General features: G+C 33.8%; 11 protein-coding genes and 2 pseudogenes. 8 read left to right on the top strand and 5 right to left on the bottom strand.

Going from position 1 to position 12,142, the window contains the following annotated elements; genetic code table 11:
* Positions 1 to 47: 47 nt before the first annotated feature.
* On the top strand, positions 48 to 176 hold the full coding sequence (ykgO, locus tag OM967_RS03115; protein ID WP_006015378.1) for a type B 50S ribosomal protein L36: 129 nt from the start codon (positions 48 to 50) through the stop codon (positions 174 to 176).
* 220 nt (positions 177 to 396) lie between these two features.
* Here the strand turns inward: ykgO and OM967_RS03110 are convergent, their stop codons facing one another.
* The gene (locus OM967_RS03110) at positions 397 to 591 is read right to left on the bottom strand and encodes a hypothetical protein (RefSeq protein ID WP_010402151.1); all 195 of its coding nucleotides are present in this window, start codon (positions 589 to 591) and stop codon (positions 397 to 399) included.
* Between the two features lie 329 nt (positions 592 to 920).
* Positions 921 to 2,960, bottom strand: coding sequence for an ATP-dependent DNA helicase RecG (gene recG, locus OM967_RS03105; protein ID WP_211908408.1), 2,040 nt, complete (start codon positions 2,958 to 2,960; stop codon positions 921 to 923).
* 144 nt (positions 2,961 to 3,104) lie between these two features.
* Between recG and OM967_RS03095 the strand changes: the two are divergent.
* The 5 genes and pseudogenes from OM967_RS03095 to OM967_RS03075 form a co-directional block, all read left to right on the top strand.
* A pseudogene (locus tag OM967_RS03095) lies at positions 3,105 to 4,122 on the top strand (hypothetical protein).
* A gap of 202 nt (positions 4,123 to 4,324) precedes the next feature.
* Entirely contained in the window at positions 4,325 to 4,540 is a 216-nt protein-coding gene (locus tag OM967_RS03090; protein WP_211908407.1) for a hypothetical protein, read from the top strand.
* Between the two features lie 112 nt (positions 4,541 to 4,652).
* Positions 4,653 to 5,879: a tRNA (N(6)-L-threonylcarbamoyladenosine(37)-C(2))-methylthiotransferase MtaB gene (gene mtaB, locus OM967_RS03085; protein ID WP_264337610.1), complete on the top strand. Its 1,227-nt coding sequence runs from the start codon at positions 4,653 to 4,655 to the stop codon at positions 5,877 to 5,879.
* Positions 5,880 to 5,938: 59 nt separating this feature from the next.
* Positions 5,939 to 6,880 (top strand): outer membrane protein, encoded by a 942-nt coding sequence (locus OM967_RS03080; RefSeq protein WP_211908405.1) that lies wholly within the window; start codon positions 5,939 to 5,941, stop codon positions 6,878 to 6,880.
* Positions 6,881 to 6,994: 114 nt separating this feature from the next.
* Positions 6,995 to 7,231, top strand: a pseudogene (locus tag OM967_RS03075) (transposase family protein); the annotation flags it as partial.
* A gap of 199 nt (positions 7,232 to 7,430) precedes the next feature.
* Here the strand turns inward: OM967_RS03075 and OM967_RS03070 are convergent.
* The 3 genes from OM967_RS03070 to OM967_RS03060 all read right to left on the bottom strand — a co-directional run bounded on the left by OM967_RS03070 (position 7,431) and on the right by OM967_RS03060 (position 10,203).
* Positions 7,431 to 7,682: a transposase gene (locus OM967_RS03070; protein WP_211908401.1), complete on the bottom strand. Its 252-nt coding sequence runs from the start codon at positions 7,680 to 7,682 to the stop codon at positions 7,431 to 7,433.
* A gap of 537 nt (positions 7,683 to 8,219) precedes the next feature.
* Positions 8,220 to 9,734, bottom strand: a complete 1,515-nt coding sequence (gene secD / locus OM967_RS03065) for a protein translocase subunit SecD (RefSeq protein ID WP_211908399.1) — start codon at positions 9,732 to 9,734, stop codon at positions 8,220 to 8,222.
* Between the two features lie 184 nt (positions 9,735 to 9,918).
* Positions 9,919 to 10,203: a hypothetical protein gene (locus tag OM967_RS03060; RefSeq protein ID WP_246433229.1), complete on the bottom strand. Its 285-nt coding sequence runs from the start codon at positions 10,201 to 10,203 to the stop codon at positions 9,919 to 9,921.
* Between the two features lie 119 nt (positions 10,204 to 10,322).
* Here OM967_RS03060 and hemC point away from each other — a divergent pair, with 119 nt between their 5' ends.
* Entirely contained in the window at positions 10,323 to 11,201 is an 879-nt protein-coding gene (gene hemC / locus OM967_RS03055; protein WP_211908397.1) for a hydroxymethylbilane synthase, read from the top strand.
* Complete coding sequence (gene murB, locus OM967_RS03050) at positions 11,192 to 12,076, top strand: UDP-N-acetylmuramate dehydrogenase (RefSeq protein WP_211908394.1); 885 nt, start codon at positions 11,192 to 11,194, stop codon at positions 12,074 to 12,076. The genes hemC and murB overlap by 10 nt, the downstream gene beginning before the upstream one ends.
* Positions 12,077 to 12,142: the final 66 nt, after the last annotated feature.

The raw sequence follows: 12,142 nt of genomic DNA, 5'->3' as shown, positions 1-12,142 counted from the left end.
CTCTGTCAGTGATCATAATGTAAGGTAATTCTATTCTTACTGTAGATATGAAAGTTAAAGGGTCACTAAAATCTCATCGTAACAGAGATAAAAATTGTAAAGTTGTGAAAAGGGGTGGTAAGGTTTATATTATAAATAAGGTAAAGCCAAGATGTAAAGCGCGTCAAGGTTCTTAGCTTTTTGTTTTCCTTTTTATGTCATATGTTTTTCATATGGAAGCATGGTTAGAAAGAAACAAAAATTGTTGTATTTAACCATAGCACTGCCCATTTCTTCTCTTACATTATATTTTGGTATTAACATGATTACAGGCAGACGTGGCTTGTTAACATTAATTAACTTAAAAAAAAGAAATTAATTACGTGCGTCAACAAGTCCATGAATTTTAGTTCCACCCTAAGCCCTCTTGAGCTTGAGAATTTTTTCTATATATAGGCTCAGCATGAATGACATCTGATCATCAATTATGCAAATCTGGATCTTGTTGTGCATACTTAAGTCATTTTGCCAAAATTCCCTTTTTGCATCACCTTTTAAACCTCTTGTGTATACTTCTGTAATTGTGGTAAATTTTTGATCATTGGCAGCCACTTCTCCACACTGCTTCCATACATATTCTCAACTTCTTCTCGCTTTTACTGTGTATTCCTTTTGTGCTCTTTAAAACGGTACCTTCTATATATATATTTATTGTCATTAGGCTAAGTTACTGCTTTTTTTCCATTTTTATACTTCCTGCCCTTGATTAATTTGACCTGCTAACATTTTGTTTACAGGGCCTGCTATTAACTCTGCACAATTTATTCTTATGGTAAAAACTTCTTCTTCACTCTTATTTTTCCTTAACTTGACGCATATGGTTTGTTAAATACTCCCGTCTGTCAAGGAATTTCTACTCATGAAGGTTATGGCTTGGAAGATTACTGAAATTTTGAAAAATGTAGTCTACTTCTATATTCAAATATATCAAGCAGTAATTCAAAATTAGCTATTGTACCTTTTGCACTATTATATGCAAGGTTGAGCAATTCTCTGTCCTCATATAAATCAGCAAATTTAAACTCCATGCACCCTGATTGTTTTGTGCCTAGAATATCTCCGCTACCCCTCAGCATCATATCCTTTTCAGCAATATAAAATCCATCTTGTGACTCACACATAATCTTTAACTTTGAATACGAACTTTTACTGAGATTGTCATATAACAGTACACAAAAAGACGGTTTATTTCCTCGTCCTACTCTACCTCTTAACTGATGTAATTGCGATAACCCGAACTGCTCTGCATTCTCTATAATCATAATAGTTGCATCTGGTACATCTATACCAACTTCTATCACAGTGGTTGCAACAAGCAGAGAAAACTCATTCCTCTTGAAGGAAAACATCACTTGATCTTTCTGCTCTTGAGTTAGTTTTCCGTGTATTATTCCAACTCTATCAAAAAATGTCTTTTGTAGTTCCTGAAAGCGCATTTCTGCTGCGGCAATATTGAGTTCTTCGTTTTCTTCTATATATGGACAAATCCAATATGCTTTTTCGCCTCTATTTATAGCATCTTTCAGTCTTTGAATAATATCTGATACTTTTTTAACGTTCATAATAACGGTTTTTATTGGCAATCTAGATTTTGGTTTTTCTCTTAAAATAGAACATTCAACATCACCATACATAGCTTGCTGCAAGGTTCTTGGAATGGGAGTTGCAGTAACAAAAAGTATATCGGTATTTTCTCCTTTTCCTACCAACCGATTCCTCTGTATCACTCCAAATCGCTGTTGTTCGTCTATGACTGCGAGTCCTAAATTTTTAAATGTAACGTTGGCTTGAAATAATGCATGAGTACCAATTACTATATTTAGAATACCATTTGCAAGTTCGTTCATGATAGTCTTTCTTTCCTTGCGCGCAGTTTTACCAGTAAGCAGAGCAACTTTTATATCAGTACAAGATAGAGCTTCTTCGATCCAATTATAATGTTGCTCAGCCAAGATAGTAGTTGGTGCCATTAGAGCTGCTTGCATGTTATTTTCTACCACATTCAGCATCGCAAAGAGTGCAACTACAGTTTTGCCACTCCCAACGTCACCTTGCAGCAGACTTACCATGCGGTATCTGGATTTTTGTCTTTCTGAGATTTCATCTATCGCTCGAATTTGATCATTTGTTAATTGGAACGGTAATTCATTTAAGACCTGCTCTTTGTATTTACTCAATATTATAAATTCTTTTCCCTCTTTTTTTACATGATTTTCCCTTGCAAGCTTTAGTGCCAACTGGTACGCAAATAGCTCATCATAAGCAAGTCTTTCTCTGCAAACTTCTGCTTCTGCGAGTGAGCTCGGTCTGTGCAATCTTATGATGCTTTCTTTCCAATTCAGCCATTTCTTTTGCTTGATTAATGTTTCATCTATCCACTCTGGCAAATCAGGCAAATCTTTTAGATTAGAACTTATTATGTTTCTAATGCTCTTGTTAGTAATACCGCGACATAATTGGTAAACTGGCTCTATGCAGGCTATTTCTTTAAATAGATTGATATCAGACAACATGTAATCTGGGTGAGTAATTTGCCAATGTTCGGCAAACTTTTCAAGTTTACCACTGATTACTATATCTGTTCCAACTGGAAATAATTTATACAAATATTTAACTGAGTAATTAAAAAAAACTATAAATAAATACTGACTTTCACTTTCAACGATTATTTTATATGGCCTACCTCTAACAGTGGGGCGCTGGTGCTCATACACTTTTGCCACAAAAGTTGTAAATTCTCCCACTTGAGCATCAGGTAGTGATTTACTTCTATCCACATAGCTGAGCGGCCTATAAAACAGCAAGTTCATTACTCTTTCTCCACCGCAAAGTTTAGGCAATATTGCGGAATAAAACCTTGGTATATTCTCAATTTTACTATTTAGAAAAGTCAGCACACTTGACTGCTCATCAACATTCATACTGTATAAAACCGTTTATTCATAATAGAGCCTTACTAAAATCCTGTCACCCTATTATGACTGTCTATGTTAAGTATATTATTGACATATTAACTATTTTTATGTATTATTATACTATCAGCAATTCATATCAAAGTATTAACAATGAACAACTCTATACAGGAAAAAAAGGGAAATCCAGTAGTTACGCTAAAGGCTCAAGCGGAAAAGTTTGATTTTAGCAGGTTAAGGGCTGATAAAACCAATGAGTCAGCAAACACTGGTGAGCAGATGTATGAAGATTTTCGAAGAATGAGATTTGTTATTAACAGCAAAAATCTAGACGAAAGTTTAATTGGTGCATTGATAGACGGAGCTAAGCAATACAATTTTGATGAAGTTTGGGATAGGTATTATAAAAATCAAGGGATACCTGGCAATAAAAAAACCGACCAATATTAAAGAGGAGTTTGAAAAGTTTTATAATCTAGGTAAAGGGTACGCTCATCTATTACCAAAAGAAGGAGATGAAAATAAAAGTTATCGTGCGTTTGGAAAAGAAGTTTTCAAGGCAATGTTCAAATATGCTGAAGCTCAAGTTCCAAGCGATTCTATCTTAAAAGAACTAGTTACTAACTGTAACCAAGCTGCTTATGTAGGTGCATTATATAATGAGGATAGTCCTCTTTTTCATGTAACTAAAATACATGAATTAACTTTCAGCTCCAGTCATACAACATATATTAATTGCAGTAATTCAGAACGTGTAGAAGTCACAGTTAAAGAGCTAATCTCTGCCACCGTACTTGTAAAGCCAAATGAAGAATTATGTAAATTGAACAGCTCACTAGAATTCGCACTTGAATCTCAAGATGGGAAAGATGATGTGATATATAAAGATGGCAAATTGTCACTTACTGTGCCCCGAAAATTGAGAGACTACAAAATTGATGGCAGAAGTTTATTTGATACCATTAAAGAATATTTCTACAAATTCTGCGAGAAGTTAGGATTCAAGTTTGAAGTAGAAATAGAACACAATTTTGAAGAAGAAGATTCTTTATATGAAGGTGAGGAGTATAACTTTGAGGGAGCACGTCTTGTGTTTCAAGAACAACCTCAAAACTATATAGAAGATCCAGATGTGGATCCTCTTAATAAAAAACGTGAAACTTCACCTTGATAATAATTAAAATATCTCAAGTTCTGTTAGCTTATTTGCATAGTCAGTTGTACTAGACGCAACTTAATCTGACAGAAAAACTAATATCACTCTCTATAAACAAAATATACTTAGCCAAGATAGAATAAAGACAAAATTTGAAGAAAAGCTAGGAAAAGAGAGAATTGAAGAGATACTCCAAGCTAAGCCTGAAAAAGATATAATGTGTGCAATACTTTATTCTAAACCTGAAAAGTCGTATTTTTTTGAGCAAAACATTGCTCAGCTTGCTTTTATCCGTGAATTAAGAGATATGGCTCAATCATATGATGTTAACTTTATTGAAAATGGTGGTGAGTATCTCGCCCAGGGAGAAAAGATCGATAATCAAAGGGTTGGCCACAATGATGTTTCTTGGTGTAAAGATCTTTATATTTAAAAAGAAGAAAGTGAGATTGATGGTATTTTTGCACTAGTTATACATTTATCCACCAAAAAATAGTCATTTTGCTTGGATATTTGATATAATTTAGATCTATTAAAGCAAAAGCATGAATGAAGTGATAACGTTTGGTTGTCGTCTAAACTTTTACGAGAGCGAGTTAATCAAAGAAGCATTAAAAAAAGCAAAGAGAGAAAATGTTGTTGTAGTGCATAGCTGTGCAGTGACAAACGAAGCAGAACGCCAAGTGAAGCAAAAAATACGTAAGATCTATAAAAACGACCCAAGTAAAGAAATTATCGTAGTTGGCTGCGCTGTTCAATTAGATCCTAAATCATATAGTGATATTCCTGGTGTAAGTAAAGTGCTAGGTAATCAAGACAAGCTAAGAGCTGAAAATTATCTACTAAATAATGATGAAATCTTAGTCAGTGATAACCAAGTAGAACCTATTTTCATTAATGGATTTGAAGATAAATCAAGGGCATTTATTGAAATTCAAAATGGTTGTAATCATAGTTGTACATTTTGCTCAATTACTGAGGCAAGAGGAAATAATCGATCTGTGCCAGTAAACAATATTATAGGGCAAATTAAGATTTTTATAGAAAATGGGTATCAAGAAGTGGTGTTTACAGGTGTTGATATTACTGACTTTGGTACAGATTTGTTTGGTAAGCAATCACTCAGTTCAATGATTAGAAGAGTTTTAAAGGATATACCACAGTTAAAGAGACTAAGACTTTCCTCTATTGATGTTGCTGAAGTTGATGATGAACTAATGGATTTAATAGCTAATGAGTCAAGACTTATGCCTCACTTACACTTGAGTCTACAGTCTGGTAATAATTTAATACTAAAGAGAATGAAACGTCGTCACAACAGAGAACAAGTGATAGAATTTTGTCATAAAATGAAGAGCTTAAGACCTAATATAGCATTTGGCGCTGATATTATTGCTGGATTTCCAACAGAAACTGATGAAATGTTTCAGGATACAGTTGATTTACTGAAAAAAATAAATGTAGTTTATCTACATGCTTTTCCATATTCAGAGCGGAAAAACACACCTGCTGCACGGATGCCACAAATACCAGAGAATGTACGTAAAGAACGAGTAAAGCATCTAAGAGAAATAAATAAAGAAATGATGAGCAGTTTTTATCAATCTTTGCTCGGCACTGAGCAAAGCGTTTTGGTTGAGCAGAATAATATTGGTAGAACAGAAAATTTTGCATTAACAAAACTTACATCAAGAGTTCAAGCTAAAAGTATTGTGAAAGCTCATGTTAAAGGAATAGAAAATAATTGTTTAATTGGAAATATTATTTCTTAATTTTTGTACATTAAAGGAATATATGATATAGTAGTTATACTATAAGTGATAATTCATTTATGATAATTAGAGTATCTATTGCTTTATTTTTTATCTTCATTCCGTGTGTCTATTTTTTTATTACTTATATCAGTAACAATACACACATTGAGCAAGTACAACCGTTAAAATTAGAAACAGATAATAATGAAAGTGTAATACGTTCTGAAGAGGTTGCTGAAAAAGAAATACCAATAAAATATCAAGAACTTAAAAGTAGTTCACCTTCTGTTTTCCAAGTAGCTAATCAGAAAAATATGTGGCCAAGTATTGCAGATCAAGCTGAGCCTACAAAGGAAAAATCAAAAAAACTTGATTTCTATGTTAGTGCTAACGGTGGTAAGATATGCCATGATAATTCAGAAACATTTGTAAAGGGTATAAAGGCAATAGGAGAAAGGTTTATTAATTTAATCAATACAGCTAATCCTAATCTTTCTTTGCAAGAAAAAGTAGTATCATTGTTTATCAAAGCGGGATTAGTGGATGAAATTCAGAGTATAGAGAAATTTAACGGCAAAATTGATTTCCAGTGGCTTAGGAGCGTATCTTTAGGTTACTATGCTGGGGAAAATGGCCGAGTTGATTTTGAAGCTATGTATTCTACAGCCAATATTGAAGATAGTAATTCTCCTCCGGTATTTGAGAAATCAGCAAGGGTGTTTGCATTTTTATTAAACTTCTATTATAACTCCAGCATTCGAGATACACAATTTGCTCCGTATATTGGTCTTGGTATAGGGCCAACAGTTTTTAGATTAAAAAAGATTAATGGATCACTAGAAAATTCAATGCCACTGAATGTTCCTTGGTTTGCTTATCAAATAAAGCTTGGTGTTGACTACTCAATAATCCCAGAAGTTAAAACCTTTTTCGGCTATCGTTACTTTAGTATCCCAATACCTATTGCAGATGATATATCCACTCATAATATTGAAGTTGGTTTGATGTTTAATTTTTAGTAATAATATCTGTTCAAGGGCATCTGAAGCAAAAGTGGTCAGTGCTTCTTTTCTTGCCATTAGACTTCTTGGATAACTTAAGAAACAAGTAGTAGAAGCAATATTAGGGAAGGTATAAATTTTGAGCAGGTAAGTAAACTTGATGAAGAGAAGCTTCGAAGACTAAGAGGAGTAAAAAGAAAAACATTGGAAAAATAATAGAAATTTTAATAGAGGAAGAGGCCAAGAAAAAGGCAAGAGGAGGAAAACCAAATAAACAATGCATGTTTGTTAATAGCACTAGAATATTTGCGTAAATACCGTACATATTTCCATATAGCGCAAAGCTATGGAATAAGTGAAAGTATTGCTAACGGCTGAATAGAAGATGCATTGATAAAACATTCAGATTTCAGGAAGATAAAGAGCTATTAAAGTCAAATGTAGAATACGAGATTTTAGTGATATAGCTAACCGAAGTAAGATCTGCTCGAGCACTGAAAGACAAAATCAATAGCCGAATTAATATTGGGCCAAAAGGTTTGTAGAGCCTTTCTTATGGAGTGCTTGATCAGAACTTCTCAATTGGATTTAAATCTGGCGAGTATGGAGACAAGAACAAAATTTTACACTCAATATTTTCTATCAAATTTTTCGTCCTTGCAGATTTATAAAAACTCGCATTGTCGAGAACAATAGTCTGTCCAGGTTTAAATACAGGGACAAGTACATTTTCTACATAAGCATCAAAAATCTCGCTGTTGCAGTAGCCATCAATTATCCATGGTGCTTTAACTTTTCCTTCATTCAGTGCTCCAATCATGCTTACCTTCTTTCTTTTGAACCCTAGGCAAATAACCTCTTGCCTCTTTGAGACCACCCATATTCATAAAATTCATTGTCCTCTATTCCAGACTCATCTATGTATATCAAGTTTTCTTTATTTATTTCTTCTACTTTTTTTATGAACTCTTTGCGTTTCTCTTTATCTCTTTCTCGATAAAGAAAAGTTTTTTTTATATGTATAGTTTACTTTGCTAAGGTAGTTATATACTGTGCTTCTACACATATTACCAAATTCTTCAATTATCTTTTCAATTCTAATATCCTGATTTCCATTCAGAAATTTGATAAATCTATCCATATCTTTAATCTTATGGCCATATCCTTTGTGATAGCCTGAAGATGGTTTCTGTTTCTTTTTTCCTTTTCCTCCACAAATATATTGGTTTTATGCTCACTAAATTGGTAAGCATGTTACAAAGTTTTTGACGACGAAAAGACTGGATAGCTACTTGCATGACAACCATTTAGTTGTCTTTTCTCGTCTATCTTATTTTGTCACTCTGCTGAACAGATACTAAAGTACTAGCTTTTGTGGGTTGATGCACAATTCTATCAGAAGTTTTGTGACTATAATTGCAGAAAACATCGAGCATAAAACTCCTATCGATAAAGTGACAGAAAACCCTCTAATTGCTCCGCTACCAATAATGAACATTATTCCTGCAGCAATCAGTGTAGTGAGATTTGAATCAAGAATTGTTTTTATTGCATTTTTAAACCCTTCTTCAATGGCACGAGCTGTTCTTTTTCCTGCTCTTATTTCTTCGCGGATGCGTTCAAATATTAAAACATTTGCATCCACCGACATGCCAACAGTTAGTGCAATTCCAGCAATTCCAGGGAGAGTAAGAGTTGCTTCAAGTAAGGTAAGAATGAGTAGTATAGAGATTACATTAAAAACGAGTGCAACAGACGCTAACAAGCCTAATTTGCCGTAAGTAATGATTATAGATAAACCAACGGCTATGATAGAAATTATTGCTGCAATTTCTCCTGCTTTTATTGACTCTTCTCCAAGGCTTGGACCAATGTTTTTTTCTTCAATTATTTTAAGTGGTGCAGGTAGTGCACCTGATTTTAAAAGTATTGCAAGTTCACTCGCTTGTTTTTCAGTGAAATTACCGCTAATTTCTCCCTCTCCATTTAGAATAGGTTCACGTATTGTTGGTACAGTTAAGACTGTGTTATCTAAAACAATTGCAAAAGGCTTTCCTACATTTTCTTTAGTAATTTTTGCAAATTTTTTGCTTGCTATGCTGTCGAATTTGAAATGTACTGTTGGTTTACCTAAATTGCCAAATCTAACTGATGCGTTAACTAATGAATCACCGCCTATTTCAGTTTTGCGGAATATCGGGTAGGAATTACCCAAAGAATCCTTGAGCATAATCGTAGTGTCATGATCGATATCTTGCATTTTAGCTACATTGGTGTTTGCCAAATGGAAGGCCAGCTTGGCTGTTTTGCCAAGCAGAGATTTTATCTGCTGAGTGTCTTCTACTCCAGGAACTTGGACTAATATCTTATTTTGTCCTTGTTTTTGCACACTTACTTCCTTAGTACCAAGCTTATCTAAGCGTCTTTGAACATTAACTATTGACTCTGAAACTACTTCATTGATTAATGAATTCTTATAATGCGGTTTATATGAAATGAAAATTGCAGTATTTTTTCTACTCAATTCTAAATTTGGGTTTATTTTATGTATTAACGTTGAAACTTTTTTGTAATCATCAATATTATTTAAAGTTACAACCACTTGTTTATCGTTTTTTGCGCTAAATTCAATCTTTTGTGTTAACAGACCTTCTTTTATTTCATCGGTTAGCATGCTTAGTTTCTCTTTGAAGTAAAAATCTAAGTCTACGTTCAGGAGTATAGATGATCCACCTTTCAGGTCGAGCCCTAGATTTATCCTCTTTTTTGAGGTGAGAAACTTATTATCAAAGAAGTTTGGCAGTATTATATATAAAGATAACAAAGAAATTAGCAATACTGAAAGAGATTTAACTGTGAGCTTGTTTAGCATAAATTTAAACTATACTTAGGTACAGTGTAAACTGGATGGTTGCTAATCACAAGCACCTAAATGAAAAGGTCCGTGAAAGATAAAAAACAAGCCTAGAACCAATATCTCTATAATTGATTTTGTTCTTCTAGAACATCATTTATTGAAGCAGTATAAACACATGTATTAGGTTCAGAGTTGGCTCTCAGATTCTCTGTTTGTTTTGTCTAATTTTGTCAATTGCAAGGTAAGTGCATAAACCAAGTGTTAAGAAAATAACTATGCTAAGTGGTATGTGATTAGCAAGAAATTTATTATAACTTAAATCTTTCCAACCGAGAGGACTAGATAGAGAGGGGTGAGAGGAAAATCTGGGAATTGCTACTACTGCACTTAATGCTGTTAGAATAATAGCGACAGTGGCACCTACAAGAGGTAAAATATTCTTTTTATTAAATCTGCCATTAGAATCTTTTAAAATATCAAACATACATACTCGTCGATTACTAAATGTTCGTGATACTATGCACTAATTATAAAGTATTCAATAACTAAACTGGAGATAATAAAAAATGGACATAGAATATAGACATATAATATGAAGGATATATGCTAGTTAAAATAGGTACGAGAGGAAGCGACCTTGCGATCATCCAAGCTTTGGAAGCAAAACAAAGATTATTAGAGTCTTTTCCTAATCTATCCGTTGAGATCATTAAAATCAAAACTTCTGGTGATAAATATGCTAATGTAACCCTTGCTGAAATAGGAGGTAAAGGACTGTTCCTCAGGGAGATTGAGGCTGAATTACTCAAAAATAATATAGATATGGCGGTTCATTCGCTAAAAGATGTACCTGCGTTTTTCTCGAAGGACTTAACAATTCCTTGTGTTTTAGAGAGGCTAAGTCCATGTGATGTATTTATTTCTCATAAATATAAGAGCCTAAAAACTTTGCCACAGCAGGCTACAATTGCAACTTCTTCAATAAGAAGAAAAGTTCAGCTGTTAAATCTCAGGCCAGACTTAAATGTAGTGTCACTGCGTGGAAATGTGACAACTAGACTGCAAAATCAGAATTTTGATGGAATGATTTTAGCTGAAGCAGGGCTGATAAGATTAAAAAAATATCACTTAATTACAGAGGTATTGCCACCAAAAGTCATGTTAAGCGCAGTAGGGCAGGGGGCAATTTGCATTCAATGCCGAAAGAATGATATAAAAGTTATCGATCTTTTAGAGAAAATTAATAATAATATGTCTTTTATAAGGGCAAAATCAGAGCGCAGTTTCATGAAGACAGTAAATGGTTCATGCTTTACACCGCTTGCAGCTTTAGCAGAATATGTGAGTGAAAACATGCTACATCTTTATTGTATGTTAGCGGGCGAGAGAGTTATATACTTTACTGAACGCACTTCGTTTGTAGAAGATGCAGAAAAAATGGGTATGGATGCAGGATTAGAGTTAAAATCAAAATGCTTATAAGCTTACCTAAAGTATGTGGAATCTACCGTTATAATGTTTCAATGTCTAAAATGACTTGGTTAAATGTTGGTGGCCAAGCTGATGTACTATTTAAACCACGTGACGTTGAAGATCTAATGTGCTTGATAAAAGATACTGAGTTACCAATTAGCATTATCGGTGCAACATCTAACATAATAGTGCAAGATAGTGGCATTCGAGGAATAACGGTGAAATTAGGCAAGGAATTTGCATATATAAAATGTAAAGATAATAACTCCATTGTTGCAGGTGGTGCTGCATTGCTTAGTAACCTTGCATACTTTGCCGGGGAACAGCAAATTAGTGGGCTTGAGTTTCTTGCTGGAATTCCAGGAACAGTTGGCGGTGGGATAGAGATGAATGCAGGTGCATATGGTAGTGATATTGCGAGTGTTGTAAAGTTTATAAGGGCAGTGAATCTAGAAGATGGAAATTTATATGAATTTTCCAGTGAAGAAATGGGATATTTTTATCGTGGACATAGTCTAAAAGGCAGGTGGATTTTTATTGAAGCTGAATTTAAAGGAGTAAGTTCAGAGTATGAGCTTATATTGCAAAGATTGAAAGAAGTTATTGATAAAAAAAATAAAAGTCAACCAGTAAGAGGAAAAACTGCTGGTTGTATGTTCAAAAATCCAATAGGCTGCAAGGCATGGAAACTGATTGATGAGTCTGGCTGCCGAGGATTAAGTAACGGTAGAGCTAAAATTTCTAAGAAACATTGTAATTTTCTGCTCAATTACAATAACGCAACTGCATTCGACTTAGAAAACCTTGGCAACAGAGTAAAAGATGCAGTAAAAGATAAATTTAACATTGAACTTGAGTGGGAGATAAGAGTGTTAGGTAGATAGCTGCTGCTGATTATCTTAACCTAATTCCAAAAATTATTGTATAATATCATTTTGAGGTTTTATTTT

The organism is Wolbachia endosymbiont (group B) of Dolichovespula media, assembly GCF_947179505.1.
GTDB lineage: Bacteria > Pseudomonadota > Alphaproteobacteria > Rickettsiales > Anaplasmataceae > Wolbachia.
Note: the sequence above shows the minus strand (reverse complement) of the source record. Positions and strands in the feature narration are given on the sequence as shown.